The sequence below is a fragment of the Sphingomonas sp. S-NIH.Pt3_0716 genome (assembly GCF_003950715.1).
GTDB classification, from domain to species: domain Bacteria; phylum Pseudomonadota; class Alphaproteobacteria; order Sphingomonadales; family Sphingomonadaceae; genus Sphingobium; species Sphingobium yanoikuyae_A.
On sequence record NZ_QLJK01000001.1, the window covers coordinates 67,303 to 90,989 of the forward strand.

The 23,687-nt window shown below is 64.7% G+C and carries 22 protein-coding genes; 10 read left to right on the plus strand and 12 right to left on the minus strand.

Annotation, left to right across the window (positions count from 1 at the left end; all coding sequences use genetic code 11):
* Positions 1–81 precede the first annotated feature (81 nt).
* From BRX37_RS00295 to BRX37_RS00305, 3 genes are all read right to left on the minus strand, one after another.
* The gene (locus BRX37_RS00295) at positions 82–1,110 is read right to left on the minus strand and encodes a glycosyltransferase family 4 protein (protein WP_125985116.1); all 1,029 of its coding nucleotides are present in this window, start codon (positions 1,108–1,110) and stop codon (positions 82–84) included.
* A gap of 14 nt (positions 1,111–1,124) precedes the next feature.
* A complete protein-coding gene (locus BRX37_RS00300) occupies positions 1,125–1,988 on the minus strand; it encodes a UDP-2,3-diacylglucosamine diphosphatase (RefSeq protein ID WP_125985117.1) in 864 nt (287 codons plus the stop codon).
* Positions 1,989–2,104: 116 nt separating this feature from the next.
* On the minus strand, positions 2,105–3,112 hold the full coding sequence (locus BRX37_RS00305) for an NAD(P)H-quinone oxidoreductase (RefSeq protein ID WP_122129379.1): 1,008 nt from the start codon (positions 3,110–3,112) through the stop codon (positions 2,105–2,107).
* 102 nt (positions 3,113–3,214) lie between these two features.
* On the opposite strand from BRX37_RS00305, the gene BRX37_RS00310 reads away from it, so the two are divergent.
* The 7 genes from BRX37_RS00310 to BRX37_RS00345 all read left to right on the plus strand — a co-directional run bounded on the left by BRX37_RS00310 (position 3,215) and on the right by BRX37_RS00345 (position 12,363).
* Positions 3,215–3,412, plus strand: a complete 198-nt coding sequence (locus BRX37_RS00310; RefSeq protein ID WP_004211362.1) for a DUF1192 domain-containing protein — start codon at positions 3,215–3,217, stop codon at positions 3,410–3,412.
* Positions 3,413–3,568: 156 nt separating this feature from the next.
* On the plus strand, positions 3,569–5,890 hold the full coding sequence (clpA, locus tag BRX37_RS00315; RefSeq protein WP_125985118.1) for an ATP-dependent Clp protease ATP-binding subunit ClpA: 2,322 nt from the start codon (positions 3,569–3,571) through the stop codon (positions 5,888–5,890).
* 739 nt (positions 5,891–6,629) lie between these two features.
* The gene (locus BRX37_RS00325) at positions 6,630–7,310 is read left to right on the plus strand and encodes an esterase/lipase family protein (protein ID WP_125985119.1); all 681 of its coding nucleotides are present in this window, start codon (positions 6,630–6,632) and stop codon (positions 7,308–7,310) included.
* Between the two features lie 99 nt (positions 7,311–7,409).
* Positions 7,410–8,144 carry a hypothetical protein gene (locus BRX37_RS00330; RefSeq protein ID WP_125985120.1) on the plus strand — a complete coding sequence of 245 codons (735 nt, stop codon included), beginning with the start codon at positions 7,410–7,412 and terminating at the stop codon, positions 8,142–8,144.
* Positions 8,145–8,259: 115 nt separating this feature from the next.
* Positions 8,260–9,498, plus strand: coding sequence for a hypothetical protein (locus BRX37_RS00335; protein ID WP_125985121.1), 1,239 nt, complete (start codon positions 8,260–8,262; stop codon positions 9,496–9,498).
* Between the two features lie 109 nt (positions 9,499–9,607).
* Positions 9,608–11,671 (plus strand): S9 family peptidase, encoded by a 2,064-nt coding sequence (locus tag BRX37_RS00340; RefSeq protein ID WP_125985122.1) that lies wholly within the window; start codon positions 9,608–9,610, stop codon positions 11,669–11,671.
* A gap of 62 nt (positions 11,672–11,733) precedes the next feature.
* Positions 11,734–12,363 (plus strand): glutathione S-transferase family protein, encoded by a 630-nt coding sequence (locus BRX37_RS00345; RefSeq protein WP_125985263.1) that lies wholly within the window; start codon positions 11,734–11,736, stop codon positions 12,361–12,363.
* An 83-nt stretch (positions 12,364–12,446) separates the two neighbouring features.
* On the opposite strand, the gene BRX37_RS00350 is transcribed toward BRX37_RS00345, so the two are convergent.
* The 8 genes from BRX37_RS00350 to BRX37_RS00385 form a co-directional block, all read right to left on the minus strand.
* Positions 12,447–13,181, minus strand: a complete 735-nt coding sequence (locus BRX37_RS00350) for a Bax inhibitor-1/YccA family protein (RefSeq protein ID WP_122129377.1) — start codon at positions 13,179–13,181, stop codon at positions 12,447–12,449.
* Positions 13,182–13,304: 123 nt separating this feature from the next.
* On the minus strand, positions 13,305–13,976 hold the full coding sequence (locus tag BRX37_RS00355; RefSeq protein WP_125985123.1) for a cyclase family protein: 672 nt from the start codon (positions 13,974–13,976) through the stop codon (positions 13,305–13,307).
* A complete protein-coding gene (locus BRX37_RS00360) occupies positions 13,973–14,230 on the minus strand; it encodes a CBU_0592 family membrane protein (protein WP_125985124.1) in 258 nt (85 codons plus the stop codon). Before BRX37_RS00360 ends, BRX37_RS00355 begins: the two co-directional genes overlap by 4 nt.
* A 79-nt stretch (positions 14,231–14,309) precedes the next feature.
* Complete coding sequence (acnA, locus tag BRX37_RS00365) at positions 14,310–16,979, minus strand: aconitate hydratase AcnA (protein WP_125985125.1); 2,670 nt, start codon at positions 16,977–16,979, stop codon at positions 14,310–14,312.
* A gap of 318 nt (positions 16,980–17,297) precedes the next feature.
* Positions 17,298–19,052: a DUF885 domain-containing protein gene (locus tag BRX37_RS00370; RefSeq protein WP_125985126.1), complete on the minus strand. Its 1,755-nt coding sequence runs from the start codon at positions 19,050–19,052 to the stop codon at positions 17,298–17,300.
* 54 nt (positions 19,053–19,106) lie between these two features.
* Entirely contained in the window at positions 19,107–19,310 is a 204-nt protein-coding gene (locus BRX37_RS00375; protein WP_004211342.1) for a DUF5818 domain-containing protein, read from the minus strand.
* A 5-nt stretch (positions 19,311–19,315) separates the two neighbouring features.
* Positions 19,316–19,501, minus strand: a complete 186-nt coding sequence (locus BRX37_RS00380) for a DUF1328 domain-containing protein (RefSeq protein WP_017502243.1) — start codon at positions 19,499–19,501, stop codon at positions 19,316–19,318.
* 71 nt (positions 19,502–19,572) lie between these two features.
* On the minus strand, positions 19,573–20,571 hold the full coding sequence (locus tag BRX37_RS00385; RefSeq protein ID WP_010337376.1) for a 2-hydroxyacid dehydrogenase: 999 nt from the start codon (positions 20,569–20,571) through the stop codon (positions 19,573–19,575).
* A gap of 102 nt (positions 20,572–20,673) precedes the next feature.
* Between BRX37_RS00385 and BRX37_RS00390 the strand changes: the two genes are divergently transcribed.
* From BRX37_RS00390 to BRX37_RS00400, 3 genes are all read left to right on the plus strand, one after another.
* The gene (locus tag BRX37_RS00390; RefSeq protein WP_004211336.1) at positions 20,674–21,171 is read left to right on the plus strand and encodes an SH3 domain-containing protein; all 498 of its coding nucleotides are present in this window, start codon (positions 20,674–20,676) and stop codon (positions 21,169–21,171) included.
* A 467-nt stretch (positions 21,172–21,638) separates the two neighbouring features.
* Positions 21,639–22,643, plus strand: a complete 1,005-nt coding sequence (locus BRX37_RS00395) for a hypothetical protein (protein ID WP_125985127.1) — start codon at positions 21,639–21,641, stop codon at positions 22,641–22,643.
* A 40-nt stretch (positions 22,644–22,683) separates the two neighbouring features.
* Complete coding sequence (locus tag BRX37_RS00400) at positions 22,684–23,220, plus strand: CAP domain-containing protein (RefSeq protein WP_125985128.1); 537 nt, start codon at positions 22,684–22,686, stop codon at positions 23,218–23,220.
* A 250-nt stretch (positions 23,221–23,470) separates the two neighbouring features.
* On the opposite strand, the gene BRX37_RS00410 is transcribed toward BRX37_RS00400, so the two are convergent.
* Entirely contained in the window at positions 23,471–23,668 is a 198-nt protein-coding gene (locus BRX37_RS00410) for a hypothetical protein (protein ID WP_004211334.1), read from the minus strand.
* Positions 23,669–23,687 lie beyond the last annotated feature (19 nt).

Here is a 23,687-nt window from a genome sequence, read left to right on the forward strand (position 1 = left end):
AAAACGATAAGGGCCGCCCAAGCAGGGCGGCCACGACATGTCAGGGATAGAGCATCGCGGGGCTTGCGGCAAGGAAAAGCGTCAGGCGGCGCTGTCCATCACCACCGGATCGATCGGATGCAATCCGGCCAGGAATTCCTGCGCGCTGCGTTCCCAGCTGAAGCTGCGGCCATAGGCGGCACAGGCAGCCCGATCGCACAGCAGCGCGGCGGCGATGGCATCTTCCAGCCGCTCCGACAGCGCGCCGGTTTCCGGCGTGACGATATCGATCGGCCCGGTGACCGGATAGGCTGCGACCGGCGTGCCGGCGGCCAGCGCCTCGATCATCACCAGCCCGAACGTGTCGGTGCGGCTGGGGAAGACGAACACGTCCGCGCCGGCATAGATCGCCGCCAGATCGGCACCGAACTGCGCGCCCATGAAACGGGCATCGGGATAGGCCCGCTCCAGCGCCCCGCGTGCCGGGCCGTCGCCGACGATCACCTTGGTTCCGGGATGCTCGCTGGCCAGAAAGGCCTCGAGATTCTTCTCGACCGCGACCCGGCCGACATAGAGCTGGATCGGGCGCGGCAAGTCCGCCAGCAGGGCCGAGGGGGCGACATCCCCGGCAAAGGTGTTGAGGTCCACGCCCCTGCCCCATTTGCGGACATTAGCGACGCCATGGGCGCGCAATTGCTGCCGCACCGACCGGGTCGACACCAGCACGGCCTGCGCCGGGCCATGGAACCAGCGAATATAGCGCCAGAACCAGGCCGCCGGCAGCCCGGTGCGCTGCGACACATAATCGGGGAAATGGGTGTGATAGGCGGTGGTGAAGGGCACATTGCCGCGCAGGCACCAGCGCCGGGCGGCAAAGCAGAGCGGCCCTTCGGTCGCCAGATGGACGGCATCGGGACGGAAGGCGGCGATCGCCTGCCCCACCACGCCCGATCGCACCAGTGCCAGCCGGATTTCGGGATAGGTCGGACAGGGAATGGAGCCATAGAGATCGGGCGAGATCACCTTCACCTCATGGCCCATATGCTCCAGTTCGGCCTGGATCGTCTGCAGCGTGCGCACCACGCCATTGACCTGCGGCGTCCAGGCGTCGGTGACGATCGCGATCCGCATGGCCCCTCTCCGCGTCAGGCCGCCATCAGCGCCGGCGCCTTTTCGCCGCGCTTGGCGATCTCGTCGGCCCAGTGCAGCACCTCCATCGCGCCGCTGGCATGTTCGACCAGCGCGGTGCAGCCCTCCACCCAGTCGCCATCATTATAATATTCGATGCCCTCGATCTCGCGCATCTCGGCATTGTGGATATGGCCGCACACCACGCCGTCGACGCCGCGCGCGCCGGCTTCATGCGCCACCACTTCCTCGAAGCGGGAGATGAAGGACACGGCATTCTTGACCTTGTGCTTGGCCATCTTGGACAGTGACCAATAGGGCAGGTCCATGCGCTGGCGCACCGCGTTGACCACCACGTTGAGGCGCATCAGGGTGGTGTATGCCGCGTCCCCCACGAAGGCGAGCCAGCGATGCGCCAGCATGATCGTGTCGAACTCGTCGCCATGCAGCACCAGCAGCTTGCGCCCGTCGGCGGTCTCGTGGATCGCCTTGCGACGGATCTCGACCCCGCCGAAATTCATGCCGGTGAACTGGCGGAACATCTCGTCATGATTGCCGGGGATATAGACGACACGGGTGCCGCGCTTGGCCCGCTTCATGATCCGCCACAGCACGTCATTATGCGCGGCCGGCCAGTAGAAGCGCTTCTTGAGCCGCCAGCCGTCGATGATGTCGCCGACCAGATAGATGGTGTCGCTGTCGACGCTGTCCAGGAAATCGATCAGCATCGTCGCGTTGCAGCCGCGCGTCCCCAGATGAATGTCGGAAATCCAGATGGTGCGATAGCGGCGACGCGCGCCTTCCCGCTCGGGGATGTGGAAGCGGTCGTCAGCCCCCTCTTCCAGTTCGCTCAGGAAGGGCAAGCGCGTGATGGCGTCCATGTCTACGTCCTCAAGGGCTGTTGTCCTTGAGGCCGAATCCTTAGCGCCGCTCTGTTACAACTCCGCACCGAATATGACGGAAATGCTACGGTTTGGCGGGTTTTCCCCGCCACCCCTCACACCGTCAGCACGATCTTCCCGAAATGTTCGCCCGCATCCATGCGGGCATGGGCCTTGGCCGCGTCGGCGAGGGCAAAGCGCTGGTCCATCGCCGGGCGCAGCTTGCCCTGTTCGACGAAGGGCCAGACGGTGCGCATGATCTCGTCCGCGACCAGGCTCTTGAAGCCCGAGGAGCGCGGCCGCAGGGTCGATCCGGTCAGGGTCAGGCGCTTGGACATCACCGTCGGCAGGAAGATGCTGGTCTTGGCCCCGCCCAGCACCGCGATCGACACATGGCGGCCATCTTCCGCCATGCATTCGATGTTGCGCGGGACATAGTCGCCGCCGACCATGTCGAGCACCGCCTGCACCCCCTGCCCGCCGGTGATGCGCTTCACCTCGGCGACATAGTCCTGGCTCTTGTAATTGATCGCATGGGAAGCGCCCCATTCGAGCGCCTGGGCGCATTTGTCGTCGCTGCCGCAGGTAACGATGATCTCTATGTCGAACAGGCGGCAGAGCGAGATCGCCATGGTGCCGATGCCGCTGGTGCCGCCATGGACCAGCACCCGGTCGCCGCCGACCACATAGGCGCGCTCGAACAGGTTGGTCCACACGGTGAACAGGGTTTCGGGCAGCGCCGCCGCCTCGACCAGGTCATAGTCCGCCGGCACCGGCAGGCACTGGCCGGCCGGCGCAATCGCATATTCGGCATAACCCCCGCCCGGCAGCAGCGCGCAGACGCGCTGGCCCACCAGCATGTCGGCGGACCGGCCGGCGGCGACGATCGTGCCCGCCACCTCGAGTCCGGGAATGTCGGATGCGCCGGGCGGCGGCGGATATTTGCCCTGCCGCTGCAGCACGTCGGGCCGGTTGACGCCCGCGGCGGCGACGCGGATCAGCACCTCATCCTCGCCCGGTACCGGCACCGGCCGCTGTTCGGGCACCAGGGCGTCGGGACCGCCCGGCACCGGGATGCCGATGGCCGTCATCTGCGATGGAATCGTGAAACTGTCGAGGATCATATGCGCCCCCCCGGGCCAGAGATATTGCGCCGCACCCAAAATCGACGGACGGAGCTTCGCTTCTTATTGACAGACTAGCCTACAGGGTCAACATTACCCTTTATGGACATGGACAATGATCTGCCGAGAAAGGCCGATGATCCGCTGGCCCAACTGCTCCGACAGGATCTGGGTCCCCTGTCCGTTGCGGAACTGGAAGCGCGCATCAGGGCGCTGGAAACCGAAATCACCCGCACTCGAACAAAAATTGAAAGCGCCGTTAACCATAAGGCAACTGCCGAGGCGTTATTCAAGCGATGAACCCGCGCCTCGCCCCTGACGGCCCGACCAAGGGCTCCACCGGGCATGGGCAGTCTGGCAATTCCGGCGGTCAGGGCCTCTCCCTTGAACCGTCGTCGAGCAATGCCGACATAAGGTTCAAGTCAGCCCCTAACCGGGGCCAGGAGTAGAAAAGACATGCCATCTTTCGCAGCCGCCCTTGAAACCACCCTGCACAATGCGCTGACCCATGCGTCCGAGCGCAAGCATGAATATGCGACGCTGGAGCATCTGCTTCTCGCGCTGATCGACGATGAACATGCGTCGAAGGTGATGCAGGCGTGCGGCGTGCAACTGGGCGAACTGGCCGATGCCGTCACCCAGTATCTCGACACCGAACTTGACAGCCTGAAGGTGGAGGGCGCCAGCGACCCCTCGCCCACCAGCGGCTTCCAGCGCGTCGTCCAGCGCGCCATCCTCCATGTCCAGTCGTCCGGCAAGGATGAAGTGACGGGCGCAAATGTCCTCGTCGCGCTCTTCTCCGAACGCGAATCCTATGCCGTCTATTTCCTGCAGCAGCAGGACATGAGCCGCCTCGATGCCGTCAGCTATATCAGCCACGGCGTCGGCAAGGGCACGCCCACGCCCGAGCGTCAGGAGACCAAGGGGGCAGCCGAGGAGGAAAAGAAGGTGCAGGACGGCAAGGGCAAGAAGGACAGTGCCTTGGAGCAGTTCACCGTCAACCTCAACGAGAAGGCGGAACGCGGCAAGGTCGATCCGCTGATCGGCCGGTCGTCGGAAGTCGACCGCACCATCCAGATCCTGTGCCGCCGTTCGAAGAACAACCCGCTCTATGTCGGTGATCCGGGCGTCGGCAAGACCGCGATCGCGGAAGGCCTGGCGCGCAAGATCGTCGAGGGCGAAGTGCCCGACGTGCTCAAGGAAGCGGTCATCTACTCGCTCGACATGGGCGCGCTGCTGGCCGGCACCCGCTATCGCGGCGACTTCGAGGAGCGGCTGAAGGCGGTCGTCACCGAACTGGAGAAGATGCCGCACGCGGTCCTCTTCATCGACGAGATCCACACCGTGATCGGTGCCGGCGCGACCAGCGGCGGCGCGATGGACGCCTCGAACCTGCTGAAGCCGGCCCTGTCGGGCGGGACGATCCGCTGCATCGGTTCGACCACCTACAAGGAATTCCGCAATCATTTCGAGAAGGACCGTGCGCTGCTGCGTCGCTTCCAGAAGATCGACGTGAACGAGCCTTCGGTCGAGGATACGATCAAGATCCTGACCGGCCTGCGCACCGCGTTCGAGGAACATCATCACGTCAAATATACGCCGGACGCGATCAAGGCGGCAGTCGAGTTGTCGGCCCGCTACATCAACGACCGCAAGCTGCCGGACAAGGCGATCGACGTGATCGACGAAGTCGGCGCGATGCAGATGCTGGTGGTGCCCTCCAAGCGCAAGAAGACGATCACCCCCAAGGAGATCGAGGCGGTCATCGCCACCATGGCGCGCATCCCGCCCAAGACCGTGTCGTCGGACGACAAGAGCGTGCTGGAATCGCTGACCACCGATCTGAAACGCGTCGTCTTCGGCCAGGATCAGGCGATCGAGGTGCTGTCGTCCGCGATCAAGCTGTCGCGTGCCGGCCTGCGCGATCCGGACAAGCCGATCGGCAACTATCTCTTCTCCGGCCCGACCGGCGTCGGCAAGACGGAGGTGGCGCGCCAGCTCGCAACCCTGCTCGGCATCCCGCTGCAGCGGTTCGACATGTCGGAATATATGGAACGCCATTCGGTCAGCCGCCTGATCGGCGCCCCTCCGGGCTATGTCGGCTATGACCAGGGTGGCCTGCTGACCGACGCCGTCGACCAGCAGCCGCACAGCGTGCTGCTGCTCGACGAGATCGAGAAGGCGCATCCGGACCTGTTCAACATCCTGTTGCAGGTGATGGACAATGGCCGCCTGACCGATCATCACGGCAAGACCGTCGATTTCCGCAACACCATCCTCATCATGACCACCAATGCCGGTGCGTCGGACATGGCGAAGGAATCGATCGGCTTTGGCGAGCTGACCCGCGAGGATGTGCAGGAAGACGCGGTGAAGAAGCTCTTCACCCCCGAATTCCGCAACCGCCTCGATGCGATCGTGCCGTTCGGCTATCTGCCGCCGGAAATCGTCGCCCGCGTCATCGACAAGTTCGTGCTGCAACTGGAACTGCAACTGGCCGACCGCGACGTCCACATCACCCTGGACGATGATGCCAAGGCCTGGCTCACCAAGAAGGGCTATGACAAGCTCTATGGTGCCCGCCCGATGGGCCGCCTGATGCAGGAAAAAATCAAGCAGCCGCTGGCCGAAGAACTGCTGTTCGGCAAGCTGGTCCATGGCGGCGAGGTCCATGTCCATATGAAGGATGAGGCCCTGGCCTTCCAGATCACCCCCGCCGCGCCCAAGAAGGGTGGCAAGAAGGGCGGCAAGGCCAAGACGCCGGAAGGCACGAAATAAGCGGCTTCACAGGCCCATGGGAAAGGCGGCTCGAGAGGGCCGCCTTTTTTATTCCTCCCCGGCACGGGGAGGGGGACCGTGCGCAGCACGGTGGAGGGGCACGCGCCACAAAGAGCCGCATCCCAGCACCGCTACTCCCCCCTCTTTTGCCGTCATTGCCGCACAGGCGGTTAGCCCTCATCCACTATCTCCGTGCCGCCGCGGCTCCGCGCGAAAATGAATCACGCGGAGGCGCGGAGAAGAAAAGGGAAGGCCAACTTGGGTGGGAACAAGACATAGCCCCTCCCTTCCAGGGAGGGGTTGGGGTGGGTTGCGAGCGTAGCGAGCTTCTGCCCTATCGACCGTAGACCGCCGCTACGCGGCGCACCCACCCCCGGCCCCTCCCTGGAAGGGAGGGGAGTAGGAAACGTCCGCTTCTGGTCGTTACTTGCCAGTCACAGCCACCGTCATTCTGACGGAAGTCAGGATCCATTCTGCGCTACGGCGGATGGGGAGCGCTGAATGGATCCCGGATCAAGTCCGGGATGACGAAGATGGTGAAGGTAGCTTCTGGTCGTCAGCCGTCAAAGGCCGGCATCGTCGCTCGCGATGACGGGGGTGGTCGCTTCCAGACCATCCTCCCCTGCAAGGTTCGGCAGAGTCGCGTGCTTCTGCCGAACCTTGCAGGGGAGGAATTCACAGCCGCTTCTGGTGGTCAGCCCCCTCCCCCTACACCCACATGCCCTTGCCTGCGTCAGCGTTGCATGACACCCATGCCATCATGCTGCCCCACACCCAGTCCATCCTCCTCCTCCACGGCTTTGGCGGGCATCAGGTGCAGACTGCCCTCCTCGCCCGCCGCCTGCGCGATGCAGGCTTCATCGTCGCCAATATCGGCTATCCCAGCTGGCGCTGGCCGCTGCCCCGCGTCATCGATCATCTCCACGCCCGCATCATCGCCAGCCCGGCCTACGCCGCCACGACCGTCCATTGCGTCGGCCATTCGATGGGCGGCCTCATGCTGCGCGCTTGGCTCGCGCGCCATCGCCCCGATCATCTCGGCCGCGTCGTCATGCTCGGCACGCCCAATGGCGGCAGCGAGATTGCCGACCTTTTCTACCGCCTGCGCCTCCATCCGCTGATCCTGAACCAGGCCGGCGCGCTGCTGCGCACCCGCCGCGACGCGGCCACGCTAGCGGCGCTGGGCGAGGTCGACTATCCGCTCGGCATCATCGCGGGCGACCGGCCGATGAACGGCCTGCTCCCCAGCCGCATCTTCCGCGCGCCCAATGACGGCAAGGTCAGCGTCGCCGCCACCCATTGTCCGGGCGAAAGCGATCATATCACCCTGCCTGTCGCCCATACCGCGATGATCTACACCCGCCCCGTCGTCGATCAGGTCGCGCATTTCCTGCGCCATGGGCAGTTCGCACGGACCTGATTCCCCCGCCCCACATGCTTGCGGCGGCCGTTGCGCAATTATTAGGGAATTGCGGTCAGATCGGCAGGACGGATCGGGTTCAGTGGGATTGGGGAAAACATGGTCATGATTGGAAAATGGGCGGCAGCGCTCGGTGCAGTTGTTGCGCTGGGCGGCGCGCTATCGCCGCATGTCGCCAACGCCAAGGCGCCCGGCCAGATCATTCTCACGCCCCAATCCGAAGAGGCGCTGGTCATCATCAAGACCGACTGGTGGCAACCGGCGCCGTCGATGCACTCGGCATTCAAGCTGCTGCTCTCCACCTATGTCGATGCGGAAGCCCGGCTTTCCAGTGGGCCTTTCAGCGGCACCGCGCTGTTCGAAGCCAAGCAGAAGAATTTCCTCGACGGCTATCTGATGGTTCCCGTCAAGCCGGGGCGCTGGGTCGTGCGCAGCTATTCGCAACAGGATAGCTGGGTGCTCTGCTTCAACGCCGCCTCGCTCCAGTTTGAGGCGAAGCCGGGCCAGGTCGTCTATCTCGGCCGGTTCGACGCGCTCTCCCATCGGCAGCAATTGACCAGGCAGGCGATCGCATCAGGCAATACCAGCATTCGCGGCGGTGGCTTCGTCGATTATTTCGACCTGCCGCAGGGACCGATCTTTGCGCCGGTGGATGCGCCCCAGATCGCCGCCGTGCAGACCATGCTGGCGCGCCGCGTGCCCGGCGTCAGCGTGCCGGTGCAGGCCGTCGCCTTCACTCCCGCGACATTCGGCACCGGTTCCACTTTGTATGGCACACGGCGCTGCGGCGGCTATTTCCCGGCCAGCGGCAAGGGCAAGGCTGACAAAAGCTAAAACGGTAAGGCAGGTCGCCTAGCGTCGCGCCCCTCTCCCCGCCGCCCGCAAAAACTGCTAAGCCGACTCCAGAACAGAAAGGTCGCATGTCTTCCACGCTTTCATAGGGGAATGCATGTCCACTTCGCTTCATCTGCGGTCCGCCGCGCCACGCACCGCGCTGCTCAGCATCAGCTTCGTCCTTCTCGCCACGCCCGGCGCCAGCCAGCAGGCCGGCGGACCGATCGCCCGCTATTCGATGGATGCCGGCACCATGTCCGGCATGGCCGCAATGGCGGGCGGCGGCGGCATGGGCGGGGCCATGTCGATGATGATGGGCGGCGGCAACCAGCCGATCCATGAACTGGTACTGCGCCTGGGATCGACCCAGGCCGCGAGCGGTTCGCCGGCCGCCGAACATTATATGCCCGCCGGCGCCCGGCTGGGTGCCTCCGTCCCGCTGGTCACGCCAAAGGTCACGCCAAGCGACGAGCCGGCGCTGCCCGGCGAGAAGCCCAAGGGGCGGCTGCTCATCTATTGGGGATGCGGCGCGACCGCCGGGCCGAACCAGCCGGTGGTGATCGATTTCGCCAAGGTCGCGCGCGGCCAGTTTCCGCCCGGCCTCTACATGACCGGCGCGACGATCCCGCAGGAATGGCAGGTCCGCTTCACCAACAGCAAGACCTATGGCGAATGGCCCAATGGCCAGACGCGCAAGACACTGTCGGGCAATTCCTCGCTGATCGGCGACCATCGCATCGCCGGCAATTATTCGCCCGAGATCAAGTTCGCGCTGAACCAGGACTTCATGCCGCCGATCACGGGGCGCGCCAGCCCGGCGGCGGGCGGCGCCACCCAGTTGAGCTGGAACGCGGTGCCCAATGCGACCGGCTATTATGCCTGGGTGTTCGCGGCCAAGCAGGGCGGCGACATGGTGTGGTGGGCCTCCTCGGCCAGTCAGGCCTTTGGCGGTCCAGTGTGGGACTGGCTATCCCCCGGTGCCGTGCGCAAGCTGATCGGCGACAAGATCGTGATGCCGCCCAGCCAGACCAGTTGCACCGTGCCCTCGCAGGTGGTGCAGTCGGGCGGCGACATGCTGATGGGCAGCCTCTATGCCTATGGGCCTGAAGCCAATTTCGCCTATCCGCCGCGCCCGGCCGATCCCAAGATCGCCTGGAAACCGGAATGGATCGCCCGCGTGCGCTATCGCTCCAACACCATGTGGATGCTCAATGGCCCGGACATGGGATCGATGATGAGCCAGGGCAGTGACGACAGCGCCGAAGCCTCCGGCGACAATCCGCCGCCCAAGAAGAAGAAATGCAAGGGCGGCCTTGGCGGCATGCTGGCCGGCGCGATGGGCGCGGGCTGCTGAAGCTCTGGTCGGGGCGCGGCACCAGCTATCGCGCCCCGGCCACGACTTGCACTTGAAACGAAAGGAAAATCCGGCAAGTCTCGTGCCATTCTTCCGTTTCGAGGTTTTCATGCGACACAAGCTATTGGCCGCGCTGCTGCTCGGCGCCGCCCTCTCCCCCCTGCCGCTCGCCGCCCAGTCGGCCGCCCCGTCGTCCAGGTTCGAGGGCCGCGACATCTTCGCGCTGCAGGTCGCGACCGATCCGCAGATCAGCCCCGACAGCAAGAGCGTCGCCTATGTCCGCCGTCAGGGCGACATCATGACCGACCGGCAGAAGGGCGCGATCTGGCTGGTCGACACCGCCACCGGCGCGCAGCGCCCGCTGGTCACCGACGCCAGCCAGCCGCGCTGGTCGCCCGATGGCAAGCGCATCGCCTATATCGCCGCCGATGCGGGCAAGCCGCAGCTGTTCGTGCGCTGGCTGGACACCGGCGCCACCGTGCGCGTCACCACCCTGCCAGACGGCCCGCAGTCGGTCACCTGGTCGCCCGACGGCAAGTCCCTCGCCTATATCATGCGTGTGCCCGCCGACCCGATGAAGCTGGGCAAGGCGCCCGACAAGCCGGAGGGCGCCGAATGGGCCAAGCCGCTGGAGGTGATCGACCGGGTCGATTATCGCAATGATGGCGGCGGCTATGTCCAGGCCGGCTATGACCATATCTTCCTAGTGGCGGCCGATGGCGGCCCGGCGCGGCAGCTGAGCTTTGGCGATTATCAGGATGGCGGCCCGTTGAGCTGGACGCCCGATGGCCGCGCCATATTGTTCAGCGCGGTGCGCAAGCCCGACTGGCAGCAGAAGATATTCGATCCGGAAATCTACACGCTCGACATCGCCTCGGGCGCGATCAGCCCGCTCACCAGCCGCGGCGGGCCCGATGTCGCGCCGGTCGTCTCGCCCGACGGCAGCAAGATCGCCTATCTCGGCTATGACGACAAGCGCCTGTCCTACCAGAACACTTATCTCTACATCATGAACCGCGACGGCAGCGGCGCCCATGCGATCACCGCCAGTTTCGACCGCAGCATCGATCGCGCCTATTGGGCGGCCGACGGCAAGTCGCTCTACGCCCAATATGACGAGCGCGGCGTCAATCGCCTTGCCCGCATCAGCCTCGACGGCCATGTCACCGAACTGGCGAGCGGCCTTACCGGCACGGCGTTCGACCGGCCCTATAGCGGCGGCGATTTCAGCGTCGCGGCCAATGGCACGCTCGCTTTCACCAGCGGATCGGCGTTGCGCCCGGCCGACCTGTCGGTCAGCAGCGGCGGCAAGAGCCGCCAGCTCACGCGCCTCAATGAGGATTTCCTGGGCCACAAGGCGCTGGGACAGGTGAAGGAACTGGCCGTCACCGCGCCTGACGGCCGCACCGTGCCGGCCTGGCTCGTCACCCCGCCCGGCTATCAGCCCGGCACCCGCGTGCCGCTGCTGCTGGAAATCCATGGCGGTCCGCACACCGCCTATGGCCCGCATTTCTCGACCGACGACCAGCTTTATGCCGCCGCCGGCTATGCCGTGCTCTACACCAACCCGCGCGGCTCCACCTCCTATGGCGAAGAGTTTGCCCAGCTGATCCATCACAAATATCCCGGCGACGACTATGGCGACCTGATGGCCGCGGTGGATGCCGCGATCGCGACGGGCGTGGCCGATCCGGACAATCTGTTCGTTACCGGCGGTTCGGGCGGCGGCGTGCTGACCAGCTGGATCATCGGCAAGACCGACCGGTTCAAGGGTGCCGCCACGCAGAAGCCGGTGATCAACTGGATCAGCGAAGCGCTGACCATGGACAATACCCTCTTCACCTCGCGCTACTGGTTCCCGGCCAAGCCCTGGGAAGATCCGATGGGCTATTGGAACCGCTCGCCGCTCAGCCTGGTTGGCAACGTCAAGACGCCGACCCTGGTGGTCGTGGGCAGCGAGGATTATCGCACCCCGGTCAGCGAAGCGGAGCAATATTATGGCGCGCTGCAGATACGGGGCGTGCCGACCGCGCTGGTGAAGGTGCCGGGTGCGAGCCATGGCGGCATCGCCGCCCGCCCGTCGCAATCGGCGGCCAAGGCGGCGGCGATCATCGCCTGGTTCGATCGCTATCGCGACAAGCCTGCGGCGGCGGCCACCGCACCGGCTCAATGATCCGGCTGGCCGGAGCATATTGTTCATGATATGTTCCTGCCACTTTCCAAGGAGGATGCATGATGGCGGACCCGGTTCTTCTCTACACCAACCCCATGTCCCGCGGGCAGATTGCCCGATGGATGCTGGAGGAGGTCGGCGCGCCCTATGAGGCGGTGATCCTGGATTATGCCGGCGGCATGAAGACCGCCGACTATCGCGCGATCAACCCGATGGGCAAGGTGCCGGCGATCGTTCATGGCGGCAAGGTGGTGACCGAATGCGCCGCCATCTGCGCCTATCTGGCCGATGCCTTCCCCGCCGCCGGCCTGGCGCCGGCGACCGATGATCGGGCCGACTATTATCGCTGGCTTTTCTTCGCCGCCGGTCCGGTGGAGGCCGCGGTCACCAACAAGGCGATGGGCTTCGTCCTGCCAGAGGGACGCGAACGCAGCGCGGGCTATGGCTCGCTCGATGACACGCTCGACACGCTGGAAACGGCGGTCACCGGCCGCGGCTGGATCTGCGGCGGCACCTTCACCGCAGCGGACGTCTATGTCGGCGCGCAGATCGACTGGGGGCTCACCTTCGGCACCATCCCCAGCCGCCCGGCATTCGAGGCCTATGCCGCCCGGTTGCGCGAACGCCCAGCCTATAAGAGGCAGAAGGAGATCGACAACGCCCTGATCGCCGAGATGCAGAAACAGGGCTGAGCCTGCCCCTTCCCAACAAAGCAAAAGGCCCGGCGGAGATGTCCGCCGGGCCTTTTTCCTGTCTTCGTTCCGTTCGCTGGAGATCAGCGGCGATCGCCCATGAAGCGCAGCAGGAACATGAACATGTTGATGAAGTCGAGATAGAGGTTCAGCGCCCCCATCACCACCGACTTGCCCATCATGTCGGTGCCGGCGACATAGCTGTAGATGCTCTTGATCTTCTGCGTGTCATAGGCGGTCAGGCCCGCGAACAGCAGCACGCCGACGAAGCTGATCACCAGATCCATCATGCTGGAACGCAGGAAGAGGTTGATCAGGCTGGCGACCAGCAGGCCGACGACACCCATGATCAGGAAGGTGCCGAAGCCCGACAGATCCTTCTTGGTGGTGTAGCCGAACAGGCTGAGGCCGGCGAAGGCCGCAGCGGTCGCGAAGAAGGTCTGCGCGATCGACGTGCCGGTATAGACCAGGAAGATCGACGACAGCGACAGGCCCATCACGGCGGCATAGGCCCAGAACAGGCTCTGCATCGCGACGGTCGACAGCTTGTTGATGCCAAAGCTCATCACCATGACGAAAGCCAGCGGCGCGAACATGATGACATATTTCAGGATGCCGGGGCCGGCGAGGATCTGGAGCGCCAGACCGCTCGACGCGAACAGCATCGCGACGACACCGGTCAGCAGCACGCCGCTCGCCATATAATTATAGACCGACAGCATATATTTGCGCAGCCCGGCATCGAACGCCTCGCTGCGCGCGGCGCTGGCATTGCCAAAGCCTGCGATGTCGGAACGGGGGTCGGACCAATTGGCCATGGGTAAAATCTCCTTGGACGGCCTTTCTCGGCCGATCGTCATAGTATCGGCGCTAACGCCTCTCAGTTCAAGTGAAAGCCGAAGCCTAACAGCGATGTCATGCTTCAGCGCGACATCACAAGATCATGCCGGATCGACTTGCGCGAAGGCCCGCACCGGGAATGTGCCCATGCCGACGATCTTGGGCGGCACGGCGGTGAAGGCGAAGCCGGCATCCGGCAGCGCACCCAGATTGGTCATATGCTCGCAGATCAGCGCGCCCGCCCCCAGCAGCTCGCGATGGACCGGGCGACCGGTGCCGGGGCGGGTATCGTCGATATTATGGCTGTCGATGCCGACCAGCCGGGCGCCGCGCGCCACCAGCATCTGCGCCGCCGCTTCGGTCAGGTAGGGGTGATCCTCAAAATAAGTCGGCGTGCGCCAGTGGCGGTCCCAGCCGGTGTGGACCAGCACCGCGCGGCCGGCGACGTCGATGCCGTCGAGATCGGCGGCGTCGGTGGCGAGGCCGATGGCATCGAACGGCCGCCGCACGACGATCGCCGGCAGGCTGGCCAGCCGGTCGAGATCGAGCATCGAGAGGTCATCCCCCTCCTCGAAGCGGTGGAAGGGCGCATCGAGATAGGTGCCAGTATTCGACACCATGTCGATCCGTCCCATCTGAAACGCGCTGCCATCGGCATAGTTGGCGCGCGACTGTTCGCGGGTCCAGTAATCGCAGATATGCGGCGCGGCGACGCCCTTATAGGTGGTCATGCCATGTTCGATGGCGTGGCTCAGGTCGATGAAACGGGTCATGACGGGGATATTCTCCGGCGAAAGATGCGCCACAGGGTGGAAAAGCCGACGACCGCCCAGATGATGTTGAGCACCATCGAGGGAAAGGCGTCGTGCCACCAGGTGTTGAGGATGAAGAAGGCGGCGCCGACGGCGTTGAGCCACTGGAAGGTCGCCGATCCACCCGACAGCCGCCCGGTCGAGACGCCGACATAGGCGATCAGCACCAATATCGCGCCGGCCCAGCCGACGATCTCCACGAACAGCGCCACCATCCACCCCCAAATGAAAAGGGCCTCTCCCTTCCGGGAGAAGCCCTCATTCCTTAGCTCAGCGCGTCAAGCGATCAAGCGCTCAGGCGGCCAGCTTGCGCAGCACATATTGCAGGATGCCGCCGTTGAGGAAATATTCCAGCTCGTTGACGGTATCGATGCGGCAAAGCGCGGTGAAGCTGAAGGTCGAACCGTCGGCGCGGGTGACCTGCACTTCGACATCCTGGCGCGGCTTGAGGTCGGCGACGCCGGCGATGGTGAAGCTGTCATCGCCCTTGAGGCCCAGCGTGTCGCGGGTCTGGCCATCCTTGAACACCAGGGGCAGCACGCCCATGCCGACCAGGTTCGAGCGGTGGATGCGCTCGAAGCTTTCGACGATCACGGCGCGCACGCCGAGCAGGTTGGTGCCCTTGGCCGCCCAGTCGCGCGACGATCCGGTGCCATATTCCTTGCCGCCGATCACGACCAGCGGCGTGCCGTCGGCCTTGTGCTTCATCGCCGCGTCATAGATCGGCATGACTTCGCCCTGATAGCTGGTCATGCCGCCTTCGACGCCGTCGAGCATCAGATTCTTGATGCGGATATTGGCGAAGGTGCCGCGCATCATGACTTCATGATGGCCACGGCGCGAGCCATAGCTGTTATAGTCGGCCTGGGCGACCTGATGCTCGCTCAGCCACTTGCCTGCGGGCGAGGTCGCCTTGATCGAACCGGCCGGCGAGATGTGGTCGGTGGTGATCGAGTCGCCGAAGATCGCCAGCGGCATGGCGCCGATGATGTCCGTGACCGGCGCCGGGGTCATGGTCAGCCCCTCGAAATAGGGCGGGTTGGCGACATAGGTCGACCCGGCACGCCACTTGTAGGTGTCCGACCCGGTCACCTCGATCGCCTGCCAATGGGCGTCGCCCTTGTAGACATTGGCGTAGCGGGCGCGGAACATCTCCCGGTCGACCGCCCCCGCCAGGGTGGTCGCGACCTCGTCATTGGTCGGCCAGATGTCCTTGAGATAGACCGCCTCGCCATCCTTGCTCGTGCCGATCGGGGTGGTGATGAAATCCTCGATCACCGTGCCCTTGAGCGCATAGGCGACGACCAGCGGCGGCGAAGCGAGGAAGTTGGCGCGCACGTCGGGCGAGACGCGACCTTCGAAGTTGCGGTTGCCCGAAATGACGGCGGCAGCGACCAGGCCATTTTCATTGATCGCCTTGCTGATCGGCTCGGCCAGCGGGCCGGAATTGCCGATGCAGGTGGTGCAGCCATAGCCGACGAGGTTAAAGCCGATCGCGTCGAGATGCGCCTGAAGGCCCGCCTTTTCCAGATAGTCGGTGACGACCTGGCTACCGGGCGCCAGCGAGGTCTTGACCCAGGGCTTGGGCTTGAGGCCCAGCTCGTTTGCCTTCTTTGCGACCAGGCCGGCGGCGATCAGGACATTGGGGTTGGAGGTATTGGTGCAGCTGGTGATCGCGGCAATGGTGACGTCGCCGTCGCCAATGTCATAATCCTTGCCCTCGACCGGAACGCGGGTCTGCGCCTTCTTGTAGGTATTCACCATGTCGGCGTTGAACACATCATCAACTTCGGGCAGCGCGACGCGGTCCTGCGGGCGCTTGGGACCAGCCAGGCTCGGCACGACCGTGGACAGGTCCAGTTCCAGCGTATCGGTGAAGATCGGCTCGACCGACGGATCGATCCAGAAACCCTGCTGCTTGGCATAGGCCTCGACCAGCGCGATATTCTCGTCGCTGCGGCCAGTGAGGCGCATATAGTCGAGCGTCTTGTCGTCGATGCCGAAGAAGCCGCAGGTCGCGCCATATTCGGGCGCCATATTGGCCAGCGTCGCACGGTCAGCGAGCGAAAGGGTGGCAAGGCCGGGGCCGAAATATTCGACGAAGCGGCCGACCACGCCGCGCGCGCGCAGCATCTGGGTGCAGGTCAGCACCAGATCGGTCGCGGTGACGCCTTCCTTCAAATTGCCGGTGAACTTGAAGCCGACCACTTCGGGGATCAGCATCGATACCGGCTGACCCAGCATCGCGGCCTCCGCCTCGATCCCGCCGACGCCCCAGCCCAGCACGCCCAGGCCATTGACCATGGTGGTGTGGCTGTCGGTACCGACGCAGGTGTCGGGATAGGCGATGGTCGCGCCGTCGGCGCCCTCGCTCGACCAGACGCCCTGGGCGATATTTTCCAGGTTCACCTGATGGCAGATGCCGGTGCCCGGCGGCACGGCGTAGAAATTGGCGAGGCTCTTGCTGCCCCATTTCAAGAAGTCGTAGCGCTCCATATTGCGCTGATATTCGATCTCCATATTGTCTTGGAACGCGCGGGGCGTGCCGAACTCGTCGACCATGACTGAATGGTCGATGACGAGATGGACGGGCACCTGCGGGTTGATCTTGCTGGCGTCGGCGCCCAGCGCATTCATCGCGTCGCGCATGGCGGCCAGGTCGACGACGCAGGGCACGCCGGTAAAGTCCTGCAGCAGCACGCGCGCCGGGCGATACTGGATCTCGCGCTCGGCCTTGCCCTTGTCATTCTGCCAGTCGACGATCGCCTGGATATCGTCGGTGGTGACGGTCACGCCATCCTCGAAGCGCAGCAGATTTTCGAGCAGCACCTTCATCGAGAAAGGCAGGCGCGAAACGTCTCCAAGCTTCGCAGCGGCCTTTTCCAACGAATAATAGGCGATGTCCTTGCCGCCGACATTGAGCGTGTCGCGCGTGCCGAGAGTATCCTGTCCGGTGGCGGTCATAAGATATGCGTCTCCTCGCATAGGCCCGGCCATGCGGAAGGAAGCGTCGCGTTCCCACCAGAAGCCACGAAGACGCGGCAAGGTGGAGGGAGGCGCCCCAACCGATGGTCGAAGCAAGTGTGTCCCGATGAGCGGTGGCATACAGATTGCCACCGCCAAGTCAAAGGGACAAAATGGTCGAAACCGCCTTTATTTCCGCCATTTTTGCTTACTGAAAATCATTCGCAACGACGCGCACAAGGGCCGCACTTTTATTGTGCGCGGGGCGTGGAAATCACGCCCGCCCCGCCCCACATCTTGCCTTTATCGGCGCTCTTTTCAGCGTGCCTTTTCCGCTGCGATCCAGCCGTCGATCTGGCTTTCCAGCACAGTGAGCGGCACCGCCCCCTGCGACAGCACCGCGTCATGGAAACGGCGCAGGTCGAACTTGGGCCCAAGCTGCTGTTCCGTCCGCGCCCGCAGTTCGCGGATCTTGATCTCGCCCAGCTTGTAGCCCAGCGCCTGTCCCGGCCAACTGATATAGCGATTGACCTCGGCATCGATATTGGCGTCGCTCAGGGCGCTGTTCGCCTTCATGAAGGCGACGGCCTTCGCCTTGTCCCAGCCCTTGGCATGGATGCCGGTGTCGACCACCAGGCGGCAGGCGCGCCACATCTCATAGGACAGGCGGCCCATCATCTTCTCGGGCGTGTCGTAGAGGCCCATCTCCTCGCCCAGATATTCGGTGTAGAGCGCCCAACCCTCGACATAGGCGGTGAAACCGGCGAGATATTTGCGGAAGGGCGGCAGCGGCAATTCCTGCTGCAACGCGATCTGATTGTGATGGCCCGGCACCGCCTCATGCGCGGTCAGCGCCGGCAATTCCCAGAAGGGCCGCTGGTCGAGCTTCGAGGTGTTGACCCAATAGGTGCCGGAAATTCCTGCCTCGGGCGCGCCGGGGCCATAATAGGCGGTAGTCGTCCCTTCCGCCTCAGCCGCCGGGATCGGCTTGACGCCATAGGGAAGGCGCGGCAGCGTGGCGAAATAACGCGGCAGCAGCCCGTCGATCGCCTTGGCCTGGCGCGCGGCGATGCGCAGCAGTTCCTCGGGCGTCTTCGCGTAATAGCTCGGGTCGGTGCGCAGATGCTGGATGAAGGCGGCGCGGCTGGGATAGCCCGCCTTGGCCGCGATCTCGTCCATCCGCTTGCCGATGCGGGCGACCTCATCCAGCCCGATCTGGTGGATCTGATCGGGCGTCAGGTCGGTCGTGGTGTGGGTGCGCACCCGACTGGCATACCAGGCCGCCCCGCCCGGCAGGGTCGAGGCGCTGTCGCTCTTGCGGCATTTGGGCAGATAGTCCGCCACGAACAGGTCGTGCCATTTGCCATATTCGGGCGTGATGACATCGCGGATCACCGCCACCGCGCGCGCCTGCAGCGCCGCCCAGTCGGCGTCGCTGATGTCGCGCGGCTTGGCGCGCGTGAAGGGCTCGTAGAAGCGCGTTCCTTCCGGCGGCCCAGCGACGATGCCGCTGATCCCCTTGGCAAAGCCGCCCAGCACCGAACAGGGCAGCACGTAACCGCCCTTGATCGCTTGGCGGGTGATCGCCATGCCGTCGCCATTCTGTTTCGGGTAAAGGGCGAGACGCTTCAGATAGCTCTCATAATCGGCGCGGGTGTAGAAAGGCAGGCCGTCGGCCATGCCGGAAAAGCCCTGATGCCAGCTATAATAGGTGGTGAAGAGCATCAGCCGCTCGGCCTGATGCCTGTCGCTGGCGATATCGTCGCGCAGCATCCACAGCAGCACCGCGCGATTGACCTTGTCGGCCGCGTCCAGCCCGCCCTCGGGAACGGCGTCGAGGCGCGTGACGAAACCCTGCTCCACCTTGATCTGCGCATCCCGCGCGCCAAGCGACAGGTCCGAAATCTGGTCGTCATAGTCGCGCACGCCGCGTGCGGTCGCTTCCACCGGATGGACCGACAGATACCATGCCCAGTGATCGTCGATCACCTTGGTCAGCTGGTCATGGGGCGTCTGGGCGTGAGCCAGAGCGGGCGCCGCAACGGCGAGCATCAGGGAAATGATCTTGCGCATGGGCGCAACTGATCGCGCGGCGCAACGATTCTGGCAAGATGGCCCGATGCCGGTTCAGGCGGCGGCTACGCCGTCCGCTTCGACAATGTCGTCGCCGGCATAATAGCCGCGCACCCGGACCCGCTTTTCCACATGGTCGACCGGCACCCGCAGCAGCACCAATCGCCAGGTGCCGCCAAGATCGCGCTGGAGCAGGAAGCCGGCCTCATCGCGCAGCAACCGCCCGGTTTCATCCACTCCAGCGCCAATCTCGATCATGCGTGTCAGTCTATCGCGTCCTTGATGCCCTTGCCAGCCAGAAGGCCCAGGACAAGGAAAATCAGGAACAGGGCGATGGCAACGCCGAACAGCAATTTGGCGATGCCGACAAAGGTGCCGGCGGCGCCGCCGAAGCCGAGGACGGCGAGCACGGCCGCGATCACGAGGGCAATGATGGCAAGACGAATCATGGTGGGATTCCTTCCGTTTCTCTGATGTTTCCAAACGGAGGAAGGCGCGCATTGTTCCGCGCGCGCAGCGATCAGACCCAGCCTTCGAGCACCTGATTGGGCGGGCGATGGCCATCGGCCCAGGTGCGGATATTGGCGATGACGCGGGCACCGGTGGCGTCGCGCCCCTCGAAGGTCGCCGAGCCGACATGGGGCAGCAGGGTGACGTTGGCGAGCGCCAGCAGCCGCGGATCGACCGCCGGCTCATGGGTGTAGACGTCAAGCCCGGCGCCGGCGATCCGTGCTTCGGCGAGCGCAGCGATCAGTGCCGGCTCATCGGTGATTTCCGCGCGGGAGGTGTTGATGAGATAGGCGTCGGGCCGCATCAGGCCGATCCGCCGCGCATCGATCAGGCCGCGGCTATCGGCGTTGAGCGGGCAATGGATCGAGACGATGTCGCATTCGCGCAGCAGCGCGTCGAGATCGTCATGCCAGCTGGCCTCCAGTTCCTGCTCCACCTCGAAAGGCAGGCGGTGGCGGTTATGGTAGGCGATGGAGAGGCCGAACGCCTTGGCGCGGCGGGCGACGGCGCGACCGATGCGGCCCATGCCGATGATGCCCAGCTTCTTGCCGCCGATGCGATGGCCGAGCATGCCCGACGGGCTCCAGCCATGCCACTGGCCCGAGCGCACCAGCTTCTCTCCCTCTGCCAGGCGGCGGGGCACGGAGAGGATCAGCGCCATGGTCATGTCGGCCGTATCTTCGGTCAACACGCCGGGCGTGTTGGTGACGATCACGCCCCTGGTCCGCGCGGCGGCGAGGTCGATATGGTCGACGCCGCTGCCGAAGCTGGCGATCAGTTGCAACCGGTCGGGCGCGCCGGCGATCAGTTCCGCGTCGATCTGGTCGCTGATGCAGGGCACCAGCACGTCGCACTGCGCCATGGCGGCGGCGAGTTCGGCCCGGTTCATGGGGATGTCGCCGGTATTGAAGCTGGCGTCGAACAGTTCGGCCATGCGCGCCTCCACATTGGGCGGCAGGCGGCGCGTCACGATGACGCGCGGCGTTGCGGGGCGCGGTTTCCTGGCCATAGCATGGCCGCTATTCCCGCCTGCCCCGCCGGTCAAGCGGATATGCGGCTGCCTGCGATTGAAAGCTTGTCGCGACCGGCTGGACAAGCGTATGGAAAGATCATGGGTGATATGGGCAAAGGGTCGGGCATGAAGCGCCTGCTGCTGGGCGCGGGCATGATCGCGGCACTGACCAACATGAGCGGCGCGGCGGCGGCCCCGGCCAAGCCGGTGCCCTATTGGGCGTCGCTGTCGCATGACGAGGCGCGGATGCGCGTCGGCCCCAGCCTCGATTACCCGTCCAACTGGGTCTATCAGCGCCGCGACCTGCCGGTGAAGGTGGTGCAGGTGCTGGGCCTGTGGCGCAAGGTGGAAGACCCTGACGGTGCCCAGGGCTGGATGCATGTCCGCCTGCTGAGCGATACCGCCACGGCGATCGTCACCGCGGCGCAAGCACCTATGCATGAGGGCGCGAGCGAAACCAGCCGCACCCTGTTCCGCGCCGAAAAGGGCGTGGTCGGCCGGATCGGTTCCTGCTCAAGCGGCTGGTGCGCGTTCGACGTGAAGGGCCAGAAAGGCTTCGTGAAGGCCAGCGACGTATGGGGCGCCACCAGCGGCTGAGCCCGGCGCGGCAAAATAGGAAATGCCGCGCTTAACTTCGCATATTTCCCGCACATCCTGACATTTTCGTGCCGATGATGGAAATTATCGTGCGAGGCCGAGGACGCGCGCGGACGATGGGAAAGAGCCGGCGACGGTATAGCGGAAAGCCGGCGCTGTAGGACAGACGCCACGGCCCCGGCGCCATCGCCCCTAAGGATTTTCCGCCATCGGCCATCCGGAATAGCCCGATTGTTTCGCACCCGACATCGTCATAGCAATCCGTTTGTCGCAGCGCGCCGGGATTGGCCCCGACATCTGCCTGGACATGGGGGACAGCGATGGCTTGGAGCAGGCGCGCATTCATCGGCGCAACGGCAGCATCGGTCACAGGCCTGTCCCTGATACCGGGCCTGATACCAGCCAGGGCGAATGCGCGGGCGAACCGGCAAAAAACCTATGGCGTCGTCGAAATCCGACGAGGCGGAATGAGCGTCGCAGCCTACCGGTTCGACCGCGACCGGCTGGGCCAACGCAGGCTTTCCGGCTTCGAACGCATGGCGCCAGAGCCTAGCGGCAAGGCGTTCGTCGAAACCGAACTGGCAAGCCCGCTCGGCCCCGCAGCGGATGACGCCATGGCCGCCCAGAGCGTCGACATCGTGGCCGGCCATATCGATCGGCTGAAGTCCCAGCATGGATTGCAGACCAGCGACATTGCCGTGCTGGTTTCGGGCGGCCTGATCGACTTCGCGCCGGGCCGGGTGGAGCAATTCATCGCCGCCCTGCCCGCACGAACGGGCATCACCCCCGAAATCATATCGATCAAGGACCAGGCCCGGCTGGGCTATGACTGGATCGTGCGCCCCGCTGATCGCCGCAATGTGATGCACGTCAACATCGCCAGCGGCACTATCAAGGGCGGCTATTATGACCAGCATGGCCAGTTTGTCGCCCTTTCGGCGCCCTATGGACCCAAGACGATGGCCGGTGCGGTCAAGCTTCGCTGGCCGGACATCCGCACCGCCACCGTCGGCCAAAGGGCGTCGGAATTTTACGGCGATACGGTGGCGCCAGTGCTGGCGCCACAGATTGCAACGGAACCCCCGCCCCGGCAACGCCCGAACCTCTATCTGACGGGAGGGATCGTGACGGCAACCGCCGTGATCTTCCGCCCGAAGGCCATTATCCACCCTCATCACTGGGTAGAGATGCAACCCGATGATTTTGCGAACCTGCTCGGCCTGATCGCAAGCGGCACCCCTTATGGTGGGCCATTGCCCGCGACCCTGGCCGGCGAGGAAGGCGACCGCGTGCGCGACGCCCTGCGCCGGGTGCGGAACAGTTTCAACCCGCATGAGATGGCCGCCGGGGCGGCCATCGGCGATGGGCTGGCGCGGCAGTTGCGCTTTGACCAGCGGACCAGGCTGGCGCTGCCCCAATTGGCCGGCACCCAGATATGGGTTTCGCAATATCTGCTCGAAAAATTCGGCTGATGCCCCGCGCCCGATCCACCATCAGAGCAAGGAGAGGTTGATGATGCTGAAGCTTCTCACGCGCCCCTCGATACAACGGTCAGCCGCCATTCTGCTGGGCCTTATCGCCGCATCACCGGTACAGGCCCAGAACCGGCTCGACAATTTCGACCAGCGCGTCCTGGCCGCCCATAATGCGGAGCGTGGCCAGATTGGCGTGCCCAACCTTAGCTGGAGCCCGGCGCTTGCCGCCGACGCGGCGCGATGGGGCGCCAATCTCCAGACGCTGAGCTATCTCGAACATGATGGTTCGCTGGTCGCCGAGGGCGAGAATCTGTGGCGGGGCAGCAAGGGCGCCTATACGCCCGAAGACATGGTCACCATGTGGATCGACGAGAAGGCGGCGTTCAAGAACGGCGTGTTCACCGATGTGAGCACATCGGGCCAGTGGGAAGATGTCGGCCATTACACGCAGGTGATCTGGCGCGACACGACGCAGGTGGGATGTGCGCTCGTCACCGTGGCCAGCGGCGAGGATGAGGTGCTGGTCTGCCGCTATCTCGACGGCGGCAATGTCACCGGCCAGATGACCTACTAATCGCGCGTGATCATGCGGCGCCTGTCGCGCAGGGAGGGCAGCATTCCTGTCAGAAGTCGACCATGACCGAGAGCCAGAGGCGGCGCCTTTCCCGGTTAATCGAATGGGTCGGCAGGTCGCGCCATGGACTGCCCTTTCGAACAGTCCACAGCACGACTTCCATGAATAGCTGATTGTTCTTGCCGCTACGTCCGGGGGCAGTTTGCCCAGATAGTGCGCTTCTATCGTCGCCCAGCTGGATTCACGGCCCCTAGAACAGGCTGCCGTCTATATCCGGCTCGGGGCTGTCTTGCATGCCTCTGGTCTGGATGGCCATTTCGACTTCGCCGGCCAGCAGGGCGGCGTCGTTGCCGGTGAAGCCGCTTTCGGCATCGATCAGATCATCCAGTTTGAAGCGGGCGGCAAACATCTGGAACCGCTCGAGGGCTTCATTCAGTTCATCGGGCATGGGGCCTCTCCTATATCGC

Coding starts and splice junctions, on each gene's coding strand:
- BRX37_RS00350 (WP_122129377.1), bottom strand. CDS start 13,181: ATGGCCAATTGGTCCGACCCCCGTTCCGACATCGCAGGCTTTGGCAAT.
- BRX37_RS00385 (WP_010337376.1), bottom strand. CDS start 20,571: ATGGCCAGGAAACCGCGCCCCGCAACGCCGCGCGTCATCGTGACGCGC.
- BRX37_RS00295 (WP_125985116.1), bottom strand. CDS start 1,110: ATGCGGATCGCGATCGTCACCGACGCCTGGACGCCGCAGGTCAATGGC.
- BRX37_RS00340 (WP_125985122.1), top strand. CDS start 9,608: ATGCGACACAAGCTATTGGCCGCGCTGCTGCTCGGCGCCGCCCTCTCC.
- acnA (WP_125985125.1), bottom strand. CDS start 16,979: ATGACCGCCACCGGACAGGATACTCTCGGCACGCGCGACACGCTCAAT.
- BRX37_RS00390 (WP_004211336.1), top strand. CDS start 20,674: ATGGGTGATATGGGCAAAGGGTCGGGCATGAAGCGCCTGCTGCTGGGC.
- BRX37_RS00305 (WP_122129379.1), bottom strand. CDS start 3,112: ATGATCCTCGACAGTTTCACGATTCCATCGCAGATGACGGCCATCGGC.
- BRX37_RS00330 (WP_125985120.1), top strand. CDS start 7,410: ATGGTCATGATTGGAAAATGGGCGGCAGCGCTCGGTGCAGTTGTTGCG.
- BRX37_RS00410 (WP_004211334.1), bottom strand. CDS start 23,668: ATGCCCGATGAACTGAATGAAGCCCTCGAGCGGTTCCAGATGTTTGCC.
- BRX37_RS00380 (WP_017502243.1), bottom strand. CDS start 19,501: ATGATTCGTCTTGCCATCATTGCCCTCGTGATCGCGGCCGTGCTCGCC.
- BRX37_RS00360 (WP_125985124.1), bottom strand. CDS start 14,230: ATGGTGGCGCTGTTCGTGGAGATCGTCGGCTGGGCCGGCGCGATATTG.
- BRX37_RS00310 (WP_004211362.1), top strand. CDS start 3,215: ATGGACATGGACAATGATCTGCCGAGAAAGGCCGATGATCCGCTGGCC.
- BRX37_RS00335 (WP_125985121.1), top strand. CDS start 8,260: ATGTCCACTTCGCTTCATCTGCGGTCCGCCGCGCCACGCACCGCGCTG.
- BRX37_RS00370 (WP_125985126.1), bottom strand. CDS start 19,052: ATGCGCAAGATCATTTCCCTGATGCTCGCCGTTGCGGCGCCCGCTCTG.
- BRX37_RS00400 (WP_125985128.1), top strand. CDS start 22,684: ATGATGCTGAAGCTTCTCACGCGCCCCTCGATACAACGGTCAGCCGCC.
- clpA (WP_125985118.1), top strand. CDS start 3,569: ATGCCATCTTTCGCAGCCGCCCTTGAAACCACCCTGCACAATGCGCTG.
- BRX37_RS00395 (WP_125985127.1), top strand. CDS start 21,639: ATGAGCGTCGCAGCCTACCGGTTCGACCGCGACCGGCTGGGCCAACGC.
- BRX37_RS00355 (WP_125985123.1), bottom strand. CDS start 13,976: ATGACCCGTTTCATCGACCTGAGCCACGCCATCGAACATGGCATGACC.
- BRX37_RS00375 (WP_004211342.1), bottom strand. CDS start 19,310: ATGATCGAGATTGGCGCTGGAGTGGATGAAACCGGGCGGTTGCTGCGC.
- BRX37_RS00300 (WP_125985117.1), bottom strand. CDS start 1,988: ATGGACGCCATCACGCGCTTGCCCTTCCTGAGCGAACTGGAAGAGGGG.
- BRX37_RS00345 (WP_125985263.1), top strand. CDS start 11,734: ATGGCGGACCCGGTTCTTCTCTACACCAACCCCATGTCCCGCGGGCAG.